Annotated in this window: 19 protein-coding genes and 1 pseudogene; 7 read left to right on the forward strand and 13 right to left on the reverse strand. The window is 66.7% G+C overall.

The features are described from left to right. The first annotated feature begins 765 nt into the window (after positions 1-765). Together H3H39_RS25375 and H3H39_RS25380 are read left to right on the forward strand one after the other, a co-directional pair. On the forward strand, positions 766-2,988 hold the full coding sequence (locus tag H3H39_RS25375) for a DEAD/DEAH box helicase (RefSeq protein ID WP_182157186.1): 2,223 nt from the start codon (positions 766-768) through the stop codon (positions 2,986-2,988). Positions 2,989-3,128: 140 nt separating this feature from the next. Continuing rightward, entirely contained in the window at positions 3,129-3,863 is a 735-nt protein-coding gene (locus H3H39_RS25380; protein WP_311196990.1) for an alpha/beta hydrolase, read from the forward strand. A 5-nt stretch (positions 3,864-3,868) separates the two neighbouring features. Here the strand turns inward: H3H39_RS25380 and H3H39_RS25385 are convergent, their stop codons facing one another. The 10 genes and pseudogenes from H3H39_RS25385 to H3H39_RS25430 all read right to left on the reverse strand — a co-directional run bounded on the left by H3H39_RS25385 (position 3,869) and on the right by H3H39_RS25430 (position 12,955). After that, positions 3,869-4,246: a nucleotide pyrophosphohydrolase gene (locus H3H39_RS25385; RefSeq protein WP_182157252.1), complete on the reverse strand. Its 378-nt coding sequence runs from the start codon at positions 4,244-4,246 to the stop codon at positions 3,869-3,871. A 48-nt stretch (positions 4,247-4,294) separates the two neighbouring features. Beyond that, a pseudogene (locus H3H39_RS25390) lies at positions 4,295-4,678 on the reverse strand (GNAT family N-acetyltransferase); the annotation flags it as partial. Positions 4,679-4,683: 5 nt separating this feature from the next. Continuing rightward, positions 4,684-5,118: a type 2 periplasmic-binding domain-containing protein gene (locus tag H3H39_RS25395; protein WP_182157187.1), complete on the reverse strand. Its 435-nt coding sequence runs from the start codon at positions 5,116-5,118 to the stop codon at positions 4,684-4,686. Positions 5,119-5,132: 14 nt separating this feature from the next. Continuing rightward, the gene (locus H3H39_RS25400) at positions 5,133-6,317 is read right to left on the reverse strand and encodes a porin family protein (protein WP_182157188.1); all 1,185 of its coding nucleotides are present in this window, start codon (positions 6,315-6,317) and stop codon (positions 5,133-5,135) included. Between the two features lie 39 nt (positions 6,318-6,356). Beyond that, on the reverse strand, positions 6,357-7,100 hold the full coding sequence (locus H3H39_RS25405) for a substrate-binding periplasmic protein (protein ID WP_182157189.1): 744 nt from the start codon (positions 7,098-7,100) through the stop codon (positions 6,357-6,359). 173 nt (positions 7,101-7,273) lie between these two features. After that, on the reverse strand, positions 7,274-8,047 hold the full coding sequence (locus tag H3H39_RS25410; RefSeq protein WP_182157190.1) for an alpha/beta fold hydrolase: 774 nt from the start codon (positions 8,045-8,047) through the stop codon (positions 7,274-7,276). After that, positions 7,930-8,853, reverse strand: a complete 924-nt coding sequence (locus tag H3H39_RS25415) for a TetR/AcrR family transcriptional regulator (RefSeq protein ID WP_182157191.1) — start codon at positions 8,851-8,853, stop codon at positions 7,930-7,932. The genes H3H39_RS25410 and H3H39_RS25415 overlap by 118 nt, the downstream gene beginning before the upstream one ends. 270 nt (positions 8,854-9,123) lie before the next feature. After that, positions 9,124-9,543 carry a hypothetical protein gene (locus H3H39_RS25420; RefSeq protein WP_182157192.1) on the reverse strand — a complete coding sequence of 140 codons (420 nt, stop codon included), beginning with the start codon at positions 9,541-9,543 and terminating at the stop codon, positions 9,124-9,126. Further along, positions 9,540-10,802, reverse strand: a complete 1,263-nt coding sequence (locus H3H39_RS25425) for a helix-turn-helix transcriptional regulator (RefSeq protein WP_182157193.1) — start codon at positions 10,800-10,802, stop codon at positions 9,540-9,542. The genes H3H39_RS25420 and H3H39_RS25425 overlap by 4 nt, the downstream gene beginning before the upstream one ends. Before the next feature lie 167 nt (positions 10,803-10,969). Next, entirely contained in the window at positions 10,970-12,955 is a 1,986-nt protein-coding gene (locus H3H39_RS25430; RefSeq protein WP_182157194.1) for a putative bifunctional diguanylate cyclase/phosphodiesterase, read from the reverse strand. 303 nt (positions 12,956-13,258) lie between these two features. Here H3H39_RS25430 and H3H39_RS25435 point away from each other — a divergent pair, with 303 nt between their 5' ends. The 5 genes from H3H39_RS25435 (at position 13,259) to H3H39_RS25455 (ending at position 17,022) form a co-directional block, all read left to right on the forward strand. After that, positions 13,259-13,960 carry a methyltransferase gene (locus tag H3H39_RS25435; RefSeq protein ID WP_182157195.1) on the forward strand — a complete coding sequence of 234 codons (702 nt, stop codon included), beginning with the start codon at positions 13,259-13,261 and terminating at the stop codon, positions 13,958-13,960. Next, positions 13,957-15,195 carry a hypothetical protein gene (locus H3H39_RS25440; protein ID WP_182157196.1) on the forward strand — a complete coding sequence of 413 codons (1,239 nt, stop codon included), beginning with the start codon at positions 13,957-13,959 and terminating at the stop codon, positions 15,193-15,195. Before H3H39_RS25435 ends, H3H39_RS25440 begins: the two co-directional genes overlap by 4 nt. Further along, a complete protein-coding gene (locus H3H39_RS25445) occupies positions 15,192-16,124 on the forward strand; it encodes an arginase family protein (protein WP_182157197.1) in 933 nt (310 codons plus the stop codon). The genes H3H39_RS25440 and H3H39_RS25445 overlap by 4 nt, the downstream gene beginning before the upstream one ends. Positions 16,125-16,262: 138 nt before the next feature. Beyond that, positions 16,263-16,805 (forward strand): GNAT family N-acetyltransferase, encoded by a 543-nt coding sequence (locus tag H3H39_RS25450; protein WP_229218288.1) that lies wholly within the window; start codon positions 16,263-16,265, stop codon positions 16,803-16,805. Next, the gene (locus H3H39_RS25455; RefSeq protein WP_182157198.1) at positions 16,786-17,022 is read left to right on the forward strand and encodes a hypothetical protein; all 237 of its coding nucleotides are present in this window, start codon (positions 16,786-16,788) and stop codon (positions 17,020-17,022) included. The genes H3H39_RS25450 and H3H39_RS25455 overlap by 20 nt, the downstream gene beginning before the upstream one ends. 27 nt (positions 17,023-17,049) lie before the next feature. Here H3H39_RS25455 and H3H39_RS25460 read toward each other — a convergent pair whose 3' ends face one another. From H3H39_RS25460 to H3H39_RS25470, 3 genes are all read right to left on the reverse strand, one after another. After that, positions 17,050-17,820: a ParA family protein gene (locus H3H39_RS25460; protein ID WP_182157199.1), complete on the reverse strand. Its 771-nt coding sequence runs from the start codon at positions 17,818-17,820 to the stop codon at positions 17,050-17,052. Positions 17,821-17,938: 118 nt separating this feature from the next. Beyond that, positions 17,939-19,162, reverse strand: coding sequence for a TIGR04552 family protein (locus tag H3H39_RS25465; RefSeq protein WP_182157200.1), 1,224 nt, complete (start codon positions 19,160-19,162; stop codon positions 17,939-17,941). A 232-nt stretch (positions 19,163-19,394) separates the two neighbouring features. After that, positions 19,395-20,552 carry an iron-containing alcohol dehydrogenase gene (locus tag H3H39_RS25470; protein ID WP_182157201.1) on the reverse strand — a complete coding sequence of 386 codons (1,158 nt, stop codon included), beginning with the start codon at positions 20,550-20,552 and terminating at the stop codon, positions 19,395-19,397. Positions 20,553-20,742 lie beyond the last annotated feature (190 nt).

A 20,742-nucleotide genomic window follows, 5' to 3' on the forward strand; every position in this document is an offset into this window, starting at 1 on the left:
TTCTATAACCGCCAGCGGCGTCACTCGCGCCTTGGCTACGTATCACCAGCATCGTTTGCCGCTGATTTCAGCAAACAGGCGCTGGCGGCTTGAAACGGAAGTGTCCACTATTGACAGTACACCTCAGTCTTCCTGCCGGATGGCACCTGTTTGCGAACCAGCTACCACCAAGCCTTCGAATATGCCAAAGTCATCGGGGAGCACATCCGAACGGATAATGGCGACGCTTTGACGCCGTCGATATTTGCCAACCGCCATGCGCGAGGACGTAATGCCTGGCGCTGCATCTGGCTGCGCTTCCCTGGCGATGGCCATTGGATTCGTGCATCCGATTGCAGGTCGAATGCCGACGCGCAAGCGCGACCGGATCCACATGGCTGACAGATGGCCGGATGCGTCTAAAACTTGAATGGCAGAACGGAATTCTAGTCCGTTTTAGATTTTCGCTTCCCAAAAATCGACCGATTTAGATTTGCGCCCGGATTTTATGGACCGTTTTAGACTTCTGCTTGCGGGTTTTAGCCCGCGTTAGACCGAATCGGCCTCGTTTAGCCCGAATTAGACAAAGTGCTGAGTTTTGAAGGGCGCCCCCCTGCGCGCTCGCCCGCATTTGCGGCAACACTTGAAGAGGCGTTTCGCCAACGTCCACAGGGCGGCGGGCAATCGAAAATGGCGGTAATTCGGCTCAGATCGCCCGGAGGGAGTAAACTACGCACCAATTTCTTTCGCAATTAGGCGATTCGAACAATTCTTGTGAGTGACGCCATGTCTGCATCCCCTATTTCCCTTTTCTCCGACCTGAACCTGAGTGCCCCGCTGATCAAGGCATTGAAGGAGGTTGGCTACGAGTCGCCATCGCCGATCCAGGCCGCGACGATTCCCCTCCTTCTCGATAACATGGACGTGCTGGGCCAGGCCCAGACCGGTACCGGCAAGACGGCCGCCTTTGCGCTGCCCATCCTGTCGCGCATTGATATCAAGCAGACCACGCCGCAGGCGCTGGTGCTGGCGCCCACCCGCGAACTGGCGATCCAGGTCGCCGAGGCGTTCCAGACCTACGCCTCCCATATTCCCGGCTTCCACGTGCTGCCCATCTACGGCGGCCAAAGCTACGGCCCACAGCTGTCGGCCCTGCGCCGCGGCGTCCATGTGGTCGTCGGCACGCCCGGCCGCGTGATCGACCACCTGGATAAAGGCTCGCTTGACCTGTCCAAACTGAAAACGCTGGTGCTGGACGAAGCCGACGAAATGCTGCGCATGGGCTTCATCGACGACGTCGAGCGCATCCTGCAAGAGACGCCTGAATCGCGCCAGACGGCGCTGTTCTCGGCCACCATGCCGTCCGTGATCCGCCGCATCGCCAACACCTACCTGCGCCAGCCCAAGGAAGTGACGGTCGCCTCCAAGACCGGCACCAACGAGAACATCCGCCAGCGCTACTGGCTGGTGAGCGGCATGCACAAGCTCGACGCGCTGACCCGCATCCTGGAAGCCGAGAACTTCGACGGCATGATCATCTTCTCGCGCACCAAGCTCGGGACCGAGGAACTGGCCACCAAATTGCAGGCGCGCGGCTTCTCGGCCGCCGCCATCAACGGCGACATCCAGCAGGCGCAGCGCGAGCGCACCATCCAGATGCTCAAGGATGGCAAGATCGATATCCTGGTCGCCACCGACGTGGCCGCGCGCGGCCTGGACGTGGAGCGCATCAGCCACGTGGTCAACTACGACGTGCCGCACGACCCGGAAAGCTATACCCACCGCATCGGCCGCACCGGCCGCGCCGGCCGTAGCGGCGAGGCGATCCTGTTCATCACGCCGCGCGAGAAGAACCTGCTCAAATCGATCGAACGGGCCACCCGTCAGCCGATCGGCATGCTGGAACTGCCGACCATCCAGGCCGTGAACGATGTGCGCATCGCCAAGTTCAAGGAACAGATCACCGAGACGCTGGCGCAGGGCGAGCTGGAACAGTTCCAGAGCCTGATCGAGGACTTCGAGCGTGAACAGAACATCCCCGCCATCGAAATCGCCGCCGCGCTGGCCAAGATGGCGCGTGGCAACGTGCCGCTGCTGCTCGATAAGAAGCAACTGACCACGTCGTGGGAAGAGCGCCCCGCACGCGCGGCCAGCTTCGACCGCCCCGAACGTGGCGACCGCCCTGAACGCGGCGAACGCAGCGAGCGCAGCGAACGGTTCCCGAAAAAGGAACGCATCGTGCGCGCCGCCGATCCCGGCATGCAGACCTTCCGCATCGAAGTGGGCTACCAGCACGGCGTCAAGCCGGGCAACATCGTTGGCGCCATCGCCAACGAAGGCGGGGTCGATTCCAAGCACATCGGCCGTATCGAGATCTACGACGACTACAGCGTGCTCGATATGCCGAACGACCTGCCGGCCGACGTGCTGCAGCACCTGGCCTCGATCAAGGTCGCGGGCCAGCAGCTGCGCATCAGCCGCGATGATGGCGGCGTGACGCCAGCACCGGCGGCGCATTCCGCACCAGCGGCACACGCGGCACCGGCCGCTGCCGCGAAGAAGGCTTCTCCCCTGGCCAAGGCCGCGCAAGTGGCGCCAGCCGAACTGGACGAGGCGCCGGCCAAGAAGAAAAAGGAAAAGCCGGGCAAGGCGCAGATTCCCATGAGCGCCTTCCGCATCGAAGTGGGCAGCAATAACGCCGCCACGCCGAGCAACATCGTGGGCGCCATCGCCAACGAAGCGGGACTGGAAGCCAAGTACATCGGCCGCATTGAAGTGTTTGACAGCTACAGCATGCTGGAGCTGCCGGCCGGGATGCCGGACGATATCTTCCAGCACTTGGGCAAGGTGTGGGTGGGCGGCGCGCAACTGCGCATCAGCCACGCCGACCAGATGCCGCCGGAATCGGGCAAGTCCACTCCGCCCAAGAAACCGGCGCCGGGCGCCAAAGGTGACAAGTTCAAGGCCAAGCCAGCATCCAAGGGCGGCAAGAGCACCAAGGGTTATTGATGGTCGCCGCCACGAACCCTCTGGTTGGTGGCGCGGGTCCGGCGCCCATGACGCTGGACGATTACCTGGCCCTGAACGGCCGGGCGCCCGATCTGCGCGTTGATTTTGGCGACGGACCGTCCTAGTTCGCGGAACTGTTCCTGCCGCAGGGCGAGGGGCCGTTCCCCGTGGTGGCCTTGATCCACGGCGGCTGCTGGACGGTGCAATTCGGCGGCATCACCCAGATGCGTGACATGGCCACGGCCCTGGCGCGCCAGGGTATCGCCGTGTGGAATATCGAATACCGCTGCCATGACCAGCCGGGTGGCGGCTATCCCGGCATGTACCAGGACGTGGCACAGGCGCTGGACCTGCTGCGCACCCTGGCCACGCCCCATCATCTGGACCTGGCGCGGGTGGTGTTGGTGGGCCATTCGGCTGGTGGCCATCTGGCGCAATGGGCCGCTGCGCGCGCACGCCTGCCGCGCAGCAGTCCATTATTCGTTTCGGATCCGCTGCCCGTTCCGGCCGTGATCAGCCTGGGCGGGTTGGCTGATTTGCGCAACGAGGCCGCGCTGATCGCATGCAGCTGCGAACGCGATACGGCGCAACTGGCCGGCCATCCCAGCGCGGCGCGGCCGGACGTGTTCCTCGATACGTCGCCGGCCGAACTGCTGCCGTGTGGCGTGCGCACGGTACTTATTCACGGCGAATTCGACACCATCTCGCCGCTACGGGCCGGCGAGGATTACGCGCGCCGCGCGCAGGCGGCCGGCGACGCGGCGGAAGTGATCATCCTGCCCGGCGGCAGCCATTACGACGAAGTGTCGGCTGGTTCGCCATGCTGGCCCATCGTGCGTGGCCAGATCCGTGCGGCGTTGGGAATGGACCCGTAGGGGGCTCAATATTCCGAGTATTTGCGGGCATCGCCGCGCACCCGGTCGGCAGGATACTTGAGGCGGTTCAGCGCCATCTTCTCGCGCAGGGCCGCCACCAGGTCCACATTGGTCTTGTCGGCCAGCTGGATCAGGTAGGCCAGCACGTCGGCCAGTTCGTGGCGGATGCCGGTGCGCTTTTGCTCGTCCAGTTCCGCGTCTGCGCCCGTGGGCAACCACTGGAAATGCTCCACCAGCTCCGCCACCTCCACCGATAACGCCATGGCCAGGTTCTTGGGCGTGTGGAACTGCTCCCAGTCGCGCTCGCGCGCGAAGGTGCGCAGCTCGTCGCGCAGGAACGTCAGGCTGTCGCCCTGCGCCGCATCGGCCAGCGGCTTTTCCATGAACACGCTGAGCGGATCATCCCGATAATCGCCATAGGGCGCGCAGCGGCGGAAACCGTGGCGCGTGTACAGGGCCAGCGCCGGCGGCTGGGACGGACCCGTCTCCAGCGTCAGGCGCGGGCAGCCGGCCGCCCGTGCCGCGTCTTCCAGCAGGCGCAGCAGGCGGTCGGCCGCGCCATGGCCCCGGCATTCCGGCCGCAGATACATGCGCTTGATCTCCCCATAGTCCGGCGTCAGCACCACGGCGCCGCAGCCGACGGCCGTGCCGGTATCGTCGCGCACCACGGCGAACTTCACGTGCGGCTGCTTGAGCGTGGACAGATCCAGCGCGTACACGCTTTCCGGCGGATAGAGGGTGAGGTGGTAGGCGTCGAGGTCGGCGATCAGGGCGATCACGGCCGGCTGATCCGGCGATTCAAAGGCGATGTGCATACCTGCTAGTGTATCGACAGCACGGCCCGCACGCTAGGGTCCAGCGCGCTACGGTCGATATAGCCCACCAGGTTGGGGTTGTCGGCCACCAGCCGCTTGATGGCCGCGTTGTCGCCCGATTCCACCGGCGGCTGGCCGCGCCCCGTGAACAGCATGCGGGCCCAGTGCGCCTTCATCTGGGCTGGCGCCTTGCCGCTGTTTTTCAGGTAGAACGCATCGCGCACGGGCGAGCCTTCGCTCTGGTCGATCGGCACGGCGTGCAGGCCGTTGGGGAAGTCGGCCGATTTGCCCAGGAACAGATCGGCGGCCTGTTCGCCGCTGAGCGCCTTGACGGGATTCCTGGCCGACACGATCACCACCACCTCGGCGCGGCAAGTGGCCCCGGCCAGCAGCAAGGCGGCCAGCAGCAGGCGGCAAACTGTGGGGACGGGCGTATGCATGATGGGTTTCGCCGTCAGAAGATGAAATCAGCCAGCGCGCTGACCACGTTGACCTGGCCGCCGCGCGGCGTTCCCGCCACCACGTTTTGCAGCGTGCCATAGGAACCGGTGCCCAGGTGCAGCTGGTCCCACTGCAGCTTGAAGTCGAGATTGCGCGCCACATCCCAGCGCACGCCGGCCGCGTAGGTGTGCTGGGCGACGGGCGGCGCGCCCGTATCCGACAGCGGCTTGAGGGCCGACACGGTGGCGTACGGCGTCAGGCTGCCGATGCGTACTCCGGCGTTCACATACCAGGCCGCGCGCACCGCCTCGATACCCTTGCCGTCATAGTTGGAGACCCGCACCCACTCGGCCGAGGTGAACCACTCGCCCGGATCCCACGCCGCACCCAGCGACCAAAAGCGCCCGCGCGGCGGCTTCTGGTTGTCCACGTCCCGCTGCTGGTAGGCCGCGTGCAGCGTCAGCGGGCCGTGTTCGAGCGTGTCGAACACGCCGGCCACGGCGCTCGAATGGACATCGATGCCACGCGTGTTGGTGACGGTGCGTTTGCCATACAGGATGGTGGTGGTGTTGCTGGTGTCGCCGCTATGTATGCGGTAGGAGGCATCCACGCCGTCGCTCTCCTTGAGCGCCAGCAGCCGGTACACCTCGATCGGCGGACGGGCCGTGACGTTGCTGTAGCCGACCCGGCGCGAATCGGAGGCCAGGAAGCTGGCCAGCGCGATGCGTCCCACCCGCACGCTGACGTTGGGCGTGAACGAATATTTCAGGTTGGCCCAGTTGATGAAGGGCTGGTAGCTGTTGTTCCAGCGGTATTCGGACAACACTTGCACCACCGCCTGCAACTGGGGCGTGAAGTTGGCCGTGAACTGCACCCCGAGCCGGCTGTCCACGTCGCTGCTCCACTGGTGGTTGCGGCCCGTGCCCTGCGGTTGCAGGTTGTCGAACACATAGTCGGCGCTGTGCTGGTCGGAGTGGGCGTAGCCAAAGGTGCCGAAGCCGTTCACCGACAGCAGCGGGCGCGCAGGTTCGGCCGGCGCGGATCGGGACGTTGGCGCCGCCACCGCGGCGCCGGCCGCGTCATCGGCGGAACTGGTGGCGCCGGTGGCGGATTCGCCCGCGTGCGCGGCGGCGCCGCCCAGTGCCAGCAGCAGGGCGGCCAGGGCCAGTGTCGGGAAAGGGACGGCGGAATGGGACATCCAGGCTCCGGGCATCATGGGCGGCGCGCCGCCGGTCGGTTATTGTTCCAGGTAGTGGGATAACAGTTTATCGAGTTCCCGTGTCTTGTCCAGCCGCGCCAGTCCGGCGTTAATTGTTTGCAACAGTCGGGCCGCCTCGGCGCCGCTGGCGGACACCCCGAAATACAGCTCGCGCAGGGGCGAGCCGGGCAAGGGCTGGCTCACCAGCGTGCCATCCACCAACATGCCGCGCAGGGTGGGGTTGATCAGGTACTGGCCGGCCATGGTTTCGCGGCTGTCGATGAACAGGTCGCAGCGGCCCAGGTGCAGCTTGCCGATCAACTGTTCGTAGCCGATGGTGGCGCCGCGGTCCACGTCGGCGGTGGCGATGCCGTAGGCCTCGAAACGGTAGCCGCCCAGGCCGCACAGGTGGTATTGGTGCACGTCGGCCAGCTTTTGCAAATGGATGCCTTGCGGGCGCGCGCGGCGCGAATAGAAATACACATTGTGCATGGTGAAGTAGGCGTCGCTCAGCAGCAGCTTGCTGGCGGCGGCGTCGGCCTGGCCGATGTTGAGCGCCAGGGCCACGCGGTGGTCGGCCACCAGGGCCAGGCAGCGCGCCCATGGCAGCAACTGGACCTCCACTTGCCAGCCCTGGCGGGCGCCGATCAGGTTGAGCAGGTCGACGCTGGCGCCCACCACATGGCCGCTGCGCTGTCCGTGCACGCGCTCGGCGTACACGAACGGCGGCATTTCCGCCTGGTCGGCGCAAGCCTGGATGGTCGCCGCACTTGCCGGGGCCATGGCCAGACTGAACAGCAGTAGCAAAAGGGCGTGGACTCGGTTCATGGCGTAGAGGGGACGCGGCGGTGTTGCCCGATCCCCATTCTAGCAAAAGCGCTCGTCACGGCAGTTATTTTTGTTGCACCTATGAAAATTTAAGCGACAAGGTCAGTGCCAGGCGCACCTGGACGCGCTCAGGCCAGCGCGCTGTCGCGCCGGAACGCCAGGTAGTCGCGCGCGCTCTGGCGCGGCGCTTCCAGCATGGGCAGGTGGCCGATCTCGGGCATCAGGATGGTGTGGCTGCGGCGGAACAGGGTTTCCAGCGCGGCGGCGCCGGATGGATGCAGGATGCGGTCCTGCTGGCCCCACACGATCAGGGCCGGCGGCGCCAGGTCGCGGTATTGCTGTTCCAGCAGCGGCGCGCTGGTCAGCTGGCGCATGATGTGGCTGTGCAGCGTATGGTCGGCCGCGCCGCGCTGGCCCAGCGCGCGGCGCACGCAGTACGGCAGGAACGGTTCGCGGTGGGTGGTGCTGGCGATCAGTTCCCGCACGTCGCTGGCCTGGCGCAACAGCAGTGGCATCTGGCCCGTGGCGCGGTAGCGTTCCAGCACGGCCGAACTCTGGGCGGCGGCCGTGCCGGCCGGGTCCAGCAACCACACGCTGGCCACCCGTTCCGGATAGGTGGCCGCGAACTGGGCCACGATGAAGCCGCCCATGGAATTGCCGCCCAGGTGGACGGGGCCGGGCGCCACCTGGTCGAGGAAGGCGCGCAACCGTTCCACCTGTTCGGCGATGGTGTAGCTGGCCGCCGCGTCGCGCGTCGCTTCGCCAAAGCCGGGCAGGTCGGGGATCACGACCCGGTAGTGGGGCGTGAGGAAGCGCGCGATGCGGGTGAAGTTGTCCTTGTCGCCGCCAAAGCCATGCACCAGCACCAGCGGCGCGCCGCGTCCGCCTTCCAGGTAGGGCATCGCGAAACCCGGCACGGCCGCGCGCTTGAGGCGCAGGCCGGCGCGCCACCGTTCCAGGTCCATGCCCAGCCGGGCCGCCGGCAACGGCGCCAGGCGGTTGGCCAGCAATACCAGTACGATGCAGGCCGCCAGCGCGGCGGCGAGGGTATAAACGATATCCATGTCAGGCGCTCCGGCGGCGGGCAGGGGGGGGGGGGCGCGGGTGTGGGGGCGGAAAGCGCGGCGGGCGCCTGCCAGGCGGCCACCGTGGCCATGCCCAGGGCGAGCAGGTTTTTCAGCAGCGTGGCGCGGGCCGGCTTGAAGTCGGCCAGCGCCCAGTTCTTGGCCGTCTGGTAGAGGGCGCCCAGCAGCGCGCCCGACAGCAACCGGGATGACAGGCCGTTGGCCGGTTTGGCCGGCAGGCCGGCGCAGATCAGTTGTTCGATCACGTCGGTCGACATGTCCAGCCGCTGGCGGTAGGTGGCGTTGGCGGCCTCGCTGGCGCCTTCGATCTCCATCAACACCAGCCGCGCGCGCGCCTTGTCGGCCGCCACCACCGCCAGGTAGGATTCCAGCGCGGCCCGCATGCGGTCGTGCGGGTTGGGCGCGGCGCGCGCCACCTTGGCCGTCACCTTGGCCAGCATGGTGTCGGCCGCTTCGTTGTAGGCGCTGCACAGCAGCTCGTCGAAATTGCTGAACGATTCGTAGAAATAGCGCTCCGTCAGTCCCGCCTCGGCGCACAGCATCTTGAGCGTGGTGTGGTGGTAGCCGTGGGTGCCGAAGCAATGGATGGCCGCCGCCAGCAGGCGCTGGCGCCGTTCGCTCACCCGCTGTTCATTGCTGGCGCCACGGTACACCCGCGCGCTCCCGGCCGCTTCCACCGCCGTCATCTTCTTGCTGGCCATCGCCTCATGCTTCCCTTTGTTTGACAGCGTTCAATGTCAATTCATGGCTGCATGTTGACATTGATTAATGTCAATTGTAAAGCGATTTAATTGACATCACGAAATGTCACATCGCGATGCCATGGCACGACGGCATGGAGACAACGGCGGGTGGGCGGGCGATGAATGGGGTGCGCGGCCAGTGCGCCAGCGTCAGCGGAAGGTGGCCACGACCAGTTTCTCGCCCGCGTTGACGCCACTGATCTGGGTCGCTGGCACCACCATGGTCAAGGCGCCGGTGATGGTGCCGTCGTCATGCTCGTTGAGCTCCAGCTTGAGCTGGCGGTCGGTCGCCACAAAGGTGTTGGCCGCAGCGGGCATCAGGCGATGGCGTCCTTCGTTGTCCACTTCCGCATACAGGGCGTTGCCGCGGCTGAACACGGACAGGCTTTTGCCGTTGGACAGGTCGTAGGCGCCTTTGAGCGTGTAGAGGGTGGCCTCGCTCATGTGGTAGGGATGCTCGGGCAGTGTGATGTGCGGCGACGCGGCGGGGATGCGTACCGTGTCCGGTGTCTGGGCGGTGGCGCTCAGCGCCAGTGCGCTGAGCAGCGCGGCGTATGGGAACTGTTTCATGGTGGGCTCCTGTCGCAGTGGGGAGGCGCGGGCGCCGCTTGCGGGCCGCGCTGGCCGGTGGCCGGCCGGTCGTTTGGGCGACCGGTAGCAGCAGTGTAGGGGCGGGCGGCGCCGGCGTCGTCACACGTTTGGGTGAGGCCGGACGCGGCGCCGTACATGGCGGCCGAACCGTGCAGCAGGGCTACCAGTTCGCCCTGGCGGCTGGTGGCCGTCTTGGCATACACCCGCTGCAGATGGGTCTTCACCGTGTTCATGCTGATGCGGTGCGCCAGCGCGAATTGTGCGAGCGAGCTGCCTTCTGCCAGCGCCTTGGCCACATCGGCCTCGGCTGGCGTGAGCTCGTACAACTGGCGCAGTACGCCGGCCGCCACGGTGGCCTGTTCCGGCGCCCGCAACAGCAGCAGTACATGGGGTGCCGCGTCCGCGCGCGCCGGCAGCGGCGCCACCGTCAGCGTCAGCGGCGGACGGCCGGGACGGGGCAGGCGCAGGGCATGGGCGCGCGGCGCGCGGCCCGGACCGGGCAGGGCCGCGCGCACCAGTTGCGCCAGGCCGGGACTGCCGGGCCCCACGGCGGCGCTGAGCCGGCCGTGTTGCAGCCGCAGTGGCGAACCGGGCATGAGCAGGGCGGCCGCGCTGTCGGTGGCGTGCAGCACGGTCAGTTCCGCGTCGAGCACGATGGCGGCCACCCGCGCGCAGGCCAGCGCCGCCTCGCCGCAGCCCAGCGCCAGGCCGGTTTGCTCCAGCCGCCGCGCCAGCCGCAGGGCGCGCTGCAAATGGGGCAGGAAGGCGGCCAGCTGGCGCTTGTCGTCGCGTTCGTAATGGCCGGCGCGGCGCGGCCGGTGGATGCCGATCACGGCCAGTTCGCGCGGCGCCAGCGGCAGTAGCGCGCCCACCACGTAGAAGATGCCGGCCGGGCGGCAGAAGTCGGCGTAGTAGCGCGAGCGCGTGAAGTCGCTGTCGGCCACCAGGTCGGCGCTGCTGAACACCTGGCCCAGGCCCAGTTCGCGCGCGCGGTTGGCCCACACGTCCTCGTGGCAGTAGTGCTGCTCGTACTGGGCCTGCAACGCAGCGCTGAAGTTGGCGCTGCGGTCCAGCACGCGGGCCGCGCCCGTCTCGTCGAGCAGGGCCAGTACGGCGCTGTCGGCGCCGAACGCTGGCGCGATCAGTTCGCACAGGCCGCGCCAGTGCGGCGGCGCCAGCGCCGCCTCGTACACCTGTTCCACCAAGGCTAGCTGTCGTTGACGGTGGCTTGTGTCCATGGCTGTCTCCCGTGGCGGGCCAGCTTGCGCGGCCCGCTACCAGCATAGGATGGACGGTGGCCGCAATTGACGCGCATTGTCACGCGCGCCAAATATCATGGCGTCTGCTCGGCGGCGCGGGGAAAGCAAATGATACGGTTGGGGGAAAGTTGGTGCCTGCGAGTGACTCATGTCGCCGCGCTGGCCGGCGCCTGCGGGGCCGATGCCGATGCGGCTGCGGCTGTGGCCGTCCCCACCTGCGCCTGGGCCTCTGCTTCCGCCGTCAGCCGCGCCAGCAGCGCCTCCACCGGCATCGCGCGGCCATACAGGTAGCCCTGCATGCAGTGGCAGTGGTGGCCGATCAGGAACGCGGCCTGGTCCGCCGTTTCCACTCCTTCCGCCACCACCCGCAAGCCCAGGTGGCGTGCCATGGACAGGATGGTTTGCACCAGCGCGCCGCTGCCGCTGTCGTGCGGTGCATCCGTCACGAAGCTGCGGTCGATCTTCAGTTCATACAGCGGCATAAGGCGCAGATACGCCAGGCTGGAATAGCCGGTGCCGAAATCGTCGATGGAAAAGCGCAGCCCCAGCGCGGCCAGCGCGTGCATGCGTTCGATGGTGGCGTCCATTTTCTCCACCAGCAAGCCTTCCGTCACTTCCAGCACCAGCATGCTGGCCGGCGCGCCGGTGGCGGCCAGGGTGGCGCGCACCTGCTCCACAAAGCCGGCCTGGCGGAACTGGCTGGGACTGACGTTGACCGACAGCGTGAGCGGGTGACCGGCCCGCGCCAGACCCCGCGCGGCCAAACAGGTCTGTTGCAGCGCCCACTGGCCCAGTTGCAGGATCAGGCCCGATTCCTCGGCCACGGGAATGAACACGGAGGGCGGCACGGCGCCGCCGCCCGGCAGCGGCCAGCGCATCAGCATTTCCGCGCCCACGGTGCGGCCATGGTGGTCCACCTGGGGCTGGGCGTGCATCTCCAGCCGGGCCGCCGCCAGCGCGGCGGCCAGGTCGCGTTCCATGTCGAGCCGGCGTTCCACATCCGCCTGCATGGCCGGCTCGTAGAACGCGATGCCGTTGCGGCCATCGGCCTTGGCGCGGTACATGGCGGTGTCGGCTTCGCGCAGCAGGTCCTGGGCGTTCTGGCCGCTTTGCGGCAGCAGCGTGACGCCGATGCTGGCCGAGCAGGCGTAGCGCTGGCCGTCGATGACGAACGGCGTGGCGATGGCGTGGCGGATCTTGTCGGCCACCGTGCGCGCGGCCAGCGTGGCCGCCTCCAGCGCGGGGGCCAGGTGCGACAGCACCACCACGAATTCGTCGCCGCCGATGCGGGCCACGGTGTCGGCCTTGCGCATCAGCGGCAGCAGCCGTTCGGCCACGGCCCGCAGCAGCGCGTCGCCGGTGCCGTGGCCGCGGGCGTCGTTGATGAACTTGAAGCGGTCCAGGTCGATGAACAGCACGGCGCTGTAGTGCCGGTCGCGGGCGTTGGCGGCCAGCAGGGTGTCGATGCGGTCGATCAGCAGGCGCCGGTTGGGCAGGCCGGTGAGCACGTCGTAGAACGCCAGCCGGTGGATGTCGTCGTTGACGGCCACCAGGTGGTTGCGGCTTTGTTCCAGCGAGGCGGCGCTGGCGGCCAGTTCCTCCAGCGAGTGGGCCAGGTGGCGCAGCAGCACCGCGCACGACAGCGTGAGCACGGCGGCGATGAACAGGAAGTTGAGCGCGATGATGAGCGAGCGCAGCATGCCGTAGGCGGGCAGGCCCATCACCTGCAGCCCGGCGTCGGCCTGGTAGCCCAGGGCCAGCACGGTGGCCGTGGTCAGCGCCAGCATGCACATGGCGGGCCGGAAGCCCAGCAGCAGCGCCGCCAGCACCGGGATGGCCAGCAGGTAGATCTGGCTGATGGGGCCGACCTTGAGCAGCAAGCCCACGCCCACCACGTAGATCACGCTCAGGAAGTGCCACACGCGGGTGGCGTAGGTCACGCGCCGCAGGCGCCAGATGGCGCCGGTCCAGCCGATGGCCAGCACGTCGATGGCGGCGATCAGCCAGATGCCTTCGCGCGCGGCCAGCAGCGCGCTGGGGATGGCGGTGACCACTCCCAGCACGAACACGACCAGCAGCAGGCGCGCGAAGATCTGCGCGCGCCAGTGCGCAAGGGCGGTGGGCGCAGCCACGGTAAGCACCTCCAAAGTAGGCGGACAGGTACTTCACATTCGCTACCGATGGTACCGGCAATCGCTTGGCATGTCACTATGACAATTGTCCCGGTTGAGCTCGTTTGCGGTGGCGGCCGGGCGTCTGTTGGGCCACCAGTACGGACGTCACTTGCAAGAAGTATCTTGCTGTTTCGATACATTTTTATGTTATTTTAAAACTAATCTGCATTTCGACGCCGAGGCCGCCTTGGCTATACTCGACCAGGCCGGGCCGGCGCCGCTCCCTTCTGATTCACTAGTGACTCATTGCGAAGGAATGACATGGAACACGTACACGCAGCAGGCTTGTCCCAGATCGACCGTTGGCAAAAGAACCGCCAGAAGGCGTTCAAGGCCATCCCGCCCGACGGGCGCATGATCAAATACCTGGGCAAACAGTTCATGGTCTACCCCGGCACGTTCTGGCCGTTCACGGACAGCCAGCCCCTGGTGCGCCAGCTCCAGGTGGACCCGGGCGACGCCGTGCTCGACGTGGGTACCGGCTCGGGCGTGATCGCCGTGCATGCCTGCTACGCGGGTGCGGGCCGGGTGCTGGCGCTGGACGTGAACCCGTCGGCGCTGCGCAGCGCCACCTACAACGCGGCCCTGCACGGCTTCGAGGACGTGATGGAAGTACGTGAATCGAACCTGTTCCAGAACGTGGGCGACGAGCAGTTCGACGTAATCACGGCCAACCTGCCGTTCCGCGACAAGCCAGCCCCGGACGTGGTGGCGCGCTCCCAGTGGGACACCAATTTCGAAACCAACACCGGCTTCTTCGAGCAGGTGGGGCGCTACCTCAAGCCGGGCGGGCGCATCTACTTCGCCCAGGCCAGTTTCGGCGCCATCGCGCAGACCCGCAAGCTGGCCGAGGCCAACGGCTACAGCGTGCGCGAGCTCGATAGCGCGGCGGCCGACAAGGCCGAAATGAAAAAATTCTTCGTGTACCTGATCCAGCGCGCCGCGCCGGTTCGGCCCGCATGAACCGGCTGATCGACACAGTCAACTCGATCCGCGCGGTGGCGCCGTCCGACCTGGGCGGCGCCGTGCGCCAGGTGGCCGTGATCCTGACCAGTCCCCGGTCCGGTTCCAGCCTGCTCACCAGCGTGCTGGCGCGCCACCCCGACGTGGCCACGCTCGATGGCGAGATCGAACCGTACCTGGCCCTGACCGGTAACGGCTTCGGCTATTCCAGCAACAGCGATGCCATCGGCCCGCTGGCCAATCCGGGCGCGCTGGCCGACTGCGTGCTGGACGACCTGACCGTGGCCGACGACGGCCCGCCCGCACTGGACTTGCTCAAGCGGCGCTGGCGCAACCGGCTGCTGCTGCAATTTCCGTCCGTGTTCGCCCAGCCGTCCGAACAGCGCCGGCTGGCCCAGTCGCTGGACGAGGCGGTGACGGCCAGCGCGGCCCAGCGCTGCGGCGACGAGCGGGCCTGGCAGGAATACGTGCTGGCCAAGGTGTTCCGCCACGACGGCTGGCGCATGGCCTATTACGACGGCATGGCGCGCGACGGCGCCGCCGGCGGCTTCGACGTGCCGCTCAAGCTGGAGGAACCGCCGTTCGTGATGCCGCGCCACCAGCGGCGCCGCTTCAGCGCCGCCGACGCGGCCAACAAGGTGTTGCTGTTCAAGACCCCGCCCGATGTGTACCGGCTGGGCCTGTACCGCCAGCTGTTCCCGCACGCCGACATCAAGTACATCCACCTCACGCGCGGCTACGCGCAAGCCGTCAATGGCTTGATGGACGGCTGGCAATCGCCGGTGGGCTTCTTCTCGCACGACTTGCGCTGGGCCGGGGTGGACTTGCGCATCGGCGGCTACACCGACGTGCTGCCGTTCGGGCGGCGCTGGTGGAAGTTCGACCTGCCGCCCAACTGGCGCCAGTTCACGGCCGCGCCGCTGGAGCAGGTGTGCCTGAACCAGTGGCTGTCGCCGCACCGCGCCGTGCTGGAAGCGGGCGTGGCGGCGCTGCGGCTGCGCTTCGAAGACTTCCTGGCCGACCCGGTGGCCGCCATGGGCCGGGTCACGGGCTACCTGGGCTTGGCGCCCATGGCCATGCAGGAGCAACTGCCCGTGACCATGGCCACCGAGCAGCCGGCCCGCCAGCGCTGGCGCAAACGCGAGCAAGCCTTGCTGGCGCTGGGCCGCCAGCCCGAGGTGCTGGCCATGATGGAGGCGCTGGGCTACAGCATGGATCCGGAGGGCTGGCTATGAAGCGGCGCCTGCTGGTGCCTTTCCTGATGGGCCAGCGGCGCGATGGCCTGGCCCGCGTGTGCGAGCTCGATCGCAACGACTGGCAGGTGGTGCGGGTGGACGAATGCCAGGCCACCGCCATCGCCGACCGGGGCGAGCAGATGCGCAGCATGGGCAAGGTGTATGGCCGGCTGGCGGCGGCCGTGCGCGACATCGTGCGGGCCGGCGATGTGCCAGTCAGCATCTCGGGCGATTGCGTGTCGTCGCTGGGCATGCTGGGCGGGCTGCAGCAGGCCGGCCGGCCGCCCGAGCGCATCCTGTGGCTGGACGCGCATGGCGATTTCCACACCTGGAACACCAGCCAGACCCGCTACCTGGGCGGCATGCCGCTGGCCATGCTGGTGGGCCGGCCCGACCGCCGGCGCGACAACCGCGACGCCATCGGCGCGCTGCGCTCGGCCGTGGGCGTGGCGCCGTTCCCGGAGCAGCGCGTCGTGTTGTCGGACGCACGCGACCTCGACCCCGGCGAGGCGGAAGCGGTGGCCGCCTCGGACCTGGTGCATTGCGAGATCGGCGACATTTTGCGGCACCTGTCGCCATCCGAACGGCTGTATGTGCATTTCGACACGGACGTGATCGATGCCGAGGCCCAGATGCCGGCCTTGAAATACCACGTCAAGGCCGGTCCCAGCCTGGCGGACATGGGCGCGCTGTTCCGTTCCCTGCGCGGCTACAACATCGTGGCCGTGTCGGTGTCGGCCTGGCACGAGGAAAAGGATGTCGAGAACCGGGCCGCGCTGGCGTGCCTGGAATTGCTGCGCGAACTGGAGCCGGCGGGGGCGCCTGCGCTGGAGCGCGAACTGGCGCCGCCGAGGATGATGGCGCTGGAGCAGGAGCAGCTGGCACCACCGGCTGCGCGCCCGGCATGGGAAGGGGTGTCGGTCAGCTAGCGGAGACCGTTGTTTTCACGCCGGTCTGATCTTGTTCACACTGCTCACACCCGCGCGGGTGTGAGCATTTGTGTATTTTCAACATGATCAAAGTGCTATGCTATGCGGCCCGATTCGCCACTCGCTACCGCCGACCGCATGAGCCATCACGAGCACCGCGCAACCCCGCTCATCTTCCGCCAGGCGACCACAGAAGACATCCCCGCGATGTCGGCGATACGCCTGAGTGTGCGCGAAAATGTGCTGTCCAACCCCAGCCGCATCACCGAGCGGATGTACCGCGATTATCTGGAGTCGCTGGGACGGGGCTGGGTCGCGGAAATCGACGGGGTGGTGGCCGGATTCTGCTACGCTGATAAAACCGATACCTCCATTTGGGCGCTGTTCATCGCGCCCGAGCATGAGGGGCGCGGTTACGCCAAGGCCTTGCTGGCGCTGGCCGTCGACTGGCTGTTCGCGTCCGGCGCGCGGCAGGTGCGCTTGAGCACCGGGACCGGCACGCGGGCCGAGCGCTTCTACGCCATGCAAGGCTGGACCCGGGAGCTGGCCGACGACAAGGACGTGTTCTACCTGTTGGCGCGGCCCGCCGAGCCGTTGCGCGGCGTGATACGTCATCGCGGCGCCAAACAAGTGAGTGTAGGGGACTTCCTGGAGATAGGCTATGCCGTTCAAAAACATTGATGGCTATGAGGTCGAGTGCACGGGGGAATTGCTGGAAGGCACCAAGCTATGGGGGGCGTATGTGTGCATCCACGCGCCGTCGAATAACCCCATGCATATGAACAACATCTATCCCAAGCGGCGCGTGTCGGTGGAATTGACGTTGGCGGACCAGGCCGCGGCGGAAGCGGAGGCCGAACGCGCGGCGGCGCGCATCTTGAAGGCACTGCGCGCCTAGTGTCGTGCGGCGCGCATCCTTGGCACTTCACGCCGCCTGCAATTCCTCGTACAGCGCCAGGAATTCCTGGCTCAGCTTGTGGCGCGCGTCCAGGTGGATCATGGGCAGGTTGCGGTCGTGCGATTCGCGGATGCGGATCGAGCTCGACAGTTTGTTGTCCAGCACCGGCAAGCCTTCCTCTTTCAATTCGTCCACCAGCCGTTGCGGCAGCAAGGCCCGTGGCTGGAACTGGTTGACGACGATACCTTCGATTTCCAGCGCCGGATTGTGGTCGGCCTTGATCTCGGCCACGTTGTTGACCAGCGTGTACAGGGCCTGGCGCGAGAAGTCGTCGCAGTCGAACGGGATCAAACAGCTGTCGGCCGCGATCAGGGCCGACTGGGTGAAGAAGTTATAGGCCGGCGGCGTGTCGACGAAGATTTCATCGAAGTCCTTGCTCAGTTCGTTGAGCGTGTCGCGCAGCTTGTAGATCTTGTGGCGCGATTCCAGCTTCGATTGCAAATCGCCCAGCTCCGGATGCGCCACCATCACGGACAGGTTCTCGAACGGCGTCTCGTGCACGTACTGGCTGGCTGCCTTGGCGAACATGGAAAAGCTCAGCATCTGCTCGAAGTAGGCGCCCATGGTGGGGGCCACGTCGTTGGCCGCCTGGCCCAGCAGGTAGCGGCTGGCGTTGCACTGTGGATCTATGTCGATCAGCAAGGTTCGCTTGCCCTGGTGTGCCGCGATGGCGGCCAGGTTCACCGCAATGGTCGATTTACCGACGCCGCCTTTCTGATTGAAGATCACACGTTTCATCTGCTGTTCCATGATTGGATGGGAATGGAACGATTCTAGCATGGTGCGATGCAGCAACGAATCATGCGGATATCATGCTTGTGTCAATTTGATCACAGTGTCCGATGCGACCGGCGCGTCAATGTGTTAGCGCGGAGGCGGTGGCGGGTGCAGAGGCGGGGGCCGCGTCAGCATCCGGCGCGGTGGCGGCCTGCGGCGGCTGGCAGGCCGCGATCCAGTCCTGCAACGCCCGCCCCAGCACGCGCAGGCGGGCCGTTTCCACCTGGCGCCGTTTGTAGGCTTCGTGACTGGCCGGGCCGCTCAGGCTGCGCTCGTGGCTGGCCCTGTCCATCAGCTGGATCTCATATTCGAAGAAGAATCCTACATCGTAATCCTGGATATCGGCCGTGGGGTCCGGTTGCAGATGGATCATCTTGCGCACCGTGACCTGGATGCTGCTGAAGCCGGCGCCGCTGTGCGGGTTGTCGGTGCGCGTCTGGGGCTTGGCCAGTTGCTCCATTTCCTCGTCCATGCGCTGCAACAGTTCGTCAGGATAGCCATCGCTGTGGTCGAGCACGGCCCGGTACTTGCTGAATATCTGCTTGGCCGCTTCCAGGTCGAGCAGGGTATTGCGGGTGCGCTGGGCGTCCACGTTGGTGACCGACAGCAAATGGGCGCGCTGCAAGGTGCGCAGGGCCAGCAGGCATTCGAAGCGGGTGTTGAAGATCAGCCGCACGCCCAGGTGGTCGTAGATGTCGGCCGCCAGGTAGCCGGCCTTTTGCAGCAGCTTGAGCAGGATGCTGTGGCGGCCCTTGTTGTTCTTGCGCTCGTAATGCAGCAACGGCAGGCACACTTCGCCGTCCGTGAGGAAGTGGCGGCCGCTGTCGTCGCAGTGGATCACTTCGTCCAGGCTGGCGAACACCTGCTCGCGGATGGTGGAAAAGTGGCGCAGCTTGAGGTTGTTCTCCAGGTAGAAAATGCCGTGCATCACCTTGAGCACGGCGCATGACCACATGCGCAGCAAGTCCGATTGCTGGCCCCGCATGGAAGCGTACACCAGCAGTTGCAGCGGGTCGTCCGGCGCGGCCACGGCGGCCGGGACCAGGTGGGCCTGGCTCGGTTCCAAAAAAGTGTGGGTGATGAAGTCGACCGCCTCGCGGTGCACGCGGGCGATGTGGGCGGGAGCGGCCGGCTGGTCCAGGTCGAAACCGTATTCGCGTACGAACTGGCGCGCGTCGTGCAGGTTGCGCAAGGCCAACGCGGGCAGGTCGATGGCCGATACGCCGTTGGCGATCGCGTTCAAGTAGCTCCAGTTGAGCGAAAACTTGTGCTTACTTTTGAGCGAGGCTCGAAGTTCTGTCATGGCACACAGGCATGAAGCGGCAATCTGCCCCACCGCGCCCAACCGCCCGGCGATGGTGGGGGTATCGACTCGCAGACGGCTTGCCGTACGGTCGTTCAATTCAGTATTGCAGCCTGCCGCTCGGCAGTCAATCTATCTGCCGAACAACTTGTTTTGCTATGCACAAAATTCCGGCCACGCCGCGCCGGTCACGACGCCCGTTGCGTTGCGTTGCACGACAGCGCCCGTTGCATTACAGCGCCTGCTGCAGGATGGCGCGGCTGACCTCCAGGTTCACGTCGCGCCGTTCGCCCAGCTTGCTCATGCCGTGCGCGGCCAGTTGGGCCAGCACCGCTTCCACCGCTTCCTGTCCCAGGCCATAGTTGGCCAGCCGGGTGGGGATGCCCACGCTTTCGAAGAAGGCGCGGGTGCGGGCGATGGCAGCGTCGATGCGCTCATCCTCGCCGCCGTCCGTGATGCCCCACACGCGTGCGCCGTATTGCAGCAGCTTGTCGCGCTTGCTGTCGCGCCGCACCTGCAGCAGGGCCGGCAGCACGATGGCCAGGGTGCGGGCGTGGTCGATGTTGTAGAGCGCCGTCAGTTCGTGGCCGATCATGTGGGTGGCCCAGTCCTGCGGCACGCCGGCGCCGATCAGGCCGTTCAGGGCCAGCGAGGCGGCCCACATCAGGTTGCTGCGGGTATCGTAATCGTCGGGCGCGGCCAGCGCGCGCGGCGCGATCTCCACCAGCGTTTGCAGCAAGCCTTCGGCGAAACGGTCCTGCGGCAACGCTTGCGCCGGATAGGTCAGATACTGTTCCGTGGTGTGGACGAAAGCGTCCACCAGGCCGTTGGCCACTTGCGGCAAGGGCAGGGTGTAGCTGCGGGTCGGGTCCAGGATGGAGAATTGGGGGAACAGGTGTTCGCTGCGGAACGGCTGCTTGGTGTGGGTGGCCTTGCGGGTGACGACGGCGCCGTTGTTCATTTCCGAACCGGTGGCCGGCAAGGTCAGCACGGTGCCGAACGGCAGCGCGCGCCGCACCACGGCGCCGCGGCTGCTGGCCACGTCCCAGGCGTCGCCCTCGTACACGGCGGCGGCGGCCACGAACTTGGTGCCGTCGATCACGGAACCGCCGCCCACGGCCAGCAGGTAATCGAGTCCTTCCGCCCGCACCTGGGCGACGGCGCCTTGCAGCGTCTCAAAGCTGGGATTGGGTTCGATGCCGCCGAACTCGCGCACCACGCGCCCGGCCAGCGCGGCCCGCACGTCGGCCAGGGTGCCCGTCTTTTCCGCGCTGGCGCCGCCGTACAGCAGCAGCACACGGGCCGTTTCCGGCACCAGGCGCGACAGGGCGGCCGTGGTGCCGGCGCCGAACACGATTTTGGTGGGGTTGTAGTACTCGAAGTTCAACATGGTGGCTTCCTGAAGGCGTTGGCGATGAAGTTGTTTCAAATGGCCAAGGCTAGGCGCCATCGCGGCGCCATGGGCTTTTTGAAATGATGTGTAAGTCGGTTTGCCGTGCGCGGTGCACGGTGCCCGGTGCGTGGGCGCGCGCGGCACGGGCAGTGTAGCAGGGCCGGGACGTTGGCGTGCGGGAGGCAGT

This window comes from Rugamonas apoptosis, assembly GCF_014042355.1.
Classification (GTDB): domain Bacteria; phylum Pseudomonadota; class Gammaproteobacteria; order Burkholderiales; family Burkholderiaceae_D; genus Rugamonas; species Rugamonas apoptosis.

Bases quoted from the DNA above. Each gene is read 5' to 3' on its own strand.
- H3H39_RS25460 (WP_182157199.1), bottom strand. From the start codon at position 17,820: ATGAAACGTGTGATCTTCAATCAGAAAGGCGGCGTCGGTAAATCGACC.
- H3H39_RS25420 (WP_182157192.1), bottom strand. From the start codon at position 9,543: ATGAAACAGTTCCCATACGCCGCGCTGCTCAGCGCACTGGCGCTGAGC.
- H3H39_RS25395 (WP_182157187.1), bottom strand. From the start codon at position 5,118: ATGCATACGCCCGTCCCCACAGTTTGCCGCCTGCTGCTGGCCGCCTTG.
- H3H39_RS25455 (WP_182157198.1), top strand. From the start codon at position 16,786: ATGCCGTTCAAAAACATTGATGGCTATGAGGTCGAGTGCACGGGGGAA.
- H3H39_RS25405 (WP_182157189.1), bottom strand. From the start codon at position 7,100: ATGGCCCCGGCAAGTGCGGCGACCATCCAGGCTTGCGCCGACCAGGCG.
- H3H39_RS25375 (WP_182157186.1), top strand. From the start codon at position 766: ATGTCTGCATCCCCTATTTCCCTTTTCTCCGACCTGAACCTGAGTGCC.
- H3H39_RS25410 (WP_182157190.1), bottom strand. From the start codon at position 8,047: ATGCCCTACCTGGAAGGCGGACGCGGCGCGCCGCTGGTGCTGGTGCAT.
- H3H39_RS25385 (WP_182157252.1), bottom strand. From the start codon at position 4,246: ATGGAAAAGCCGCTGGCCGATGCGGCGCAGGGCGACAGCCTGACGTTC.
- H3H39_RS25450 (WP_229218288.1), top strand. From the start codon at position 16,263: ATGAGCCATCACGAGCACCGCGCAACCCCGCTCATCTTCCGCCAGGCG.
- H3H39_RS25400 (WP_182157188.1), bottom strand. From the start codon at position 6,317: ATGTCCCATTCCGCCGTCCCTTTCCCGACACTGGCCCTGGCCGCCCTG.
- H3H39_RS25435 (WP_182157195.1), top strand. From the start codon at position 13,259: ATGGAACACGTACACGCAGCAGGCTTGTCCCAGATCGACCGTTGGCAA.
- H3H39_RS25470 (WP_182157201.1), bottom strand. From the start codon at position 20,552: ATGTTGAACTTCGAGTACTACAACCCCACCAAAATCGTGTTCGGCGCC.
- H3H39_RS25465 (WP_182157200.1), bottom strand. From the start codon at position 19,162: ATGACAGAACTTCGAGCCTCGCTCAAAAGTAAGCACAAGTTTTCGCTC.
- H3H39_RS25440 (WP_182157196.1), top strand. From the start codon at position 13,957: ATGAACCGGCTGATCGACACAGTCAACTCGATCCGCGCGGTGGCGCCG.
- H3H39_RS25425 (WP_182157193.1), bottom strand. From the start codon at position 10,802: ATGGACACAAGCCACCGTCAACGACAGCTAGCCTTGGTGGAACAGGTG.
- H3H39_RS25445 (WP_182157197.1), top strand. From the start codon at position 15,192: ATGAAGCGGCGCCTGCTGGTGCCTTTCCTGATGGGCCAGCGGCGCGAT.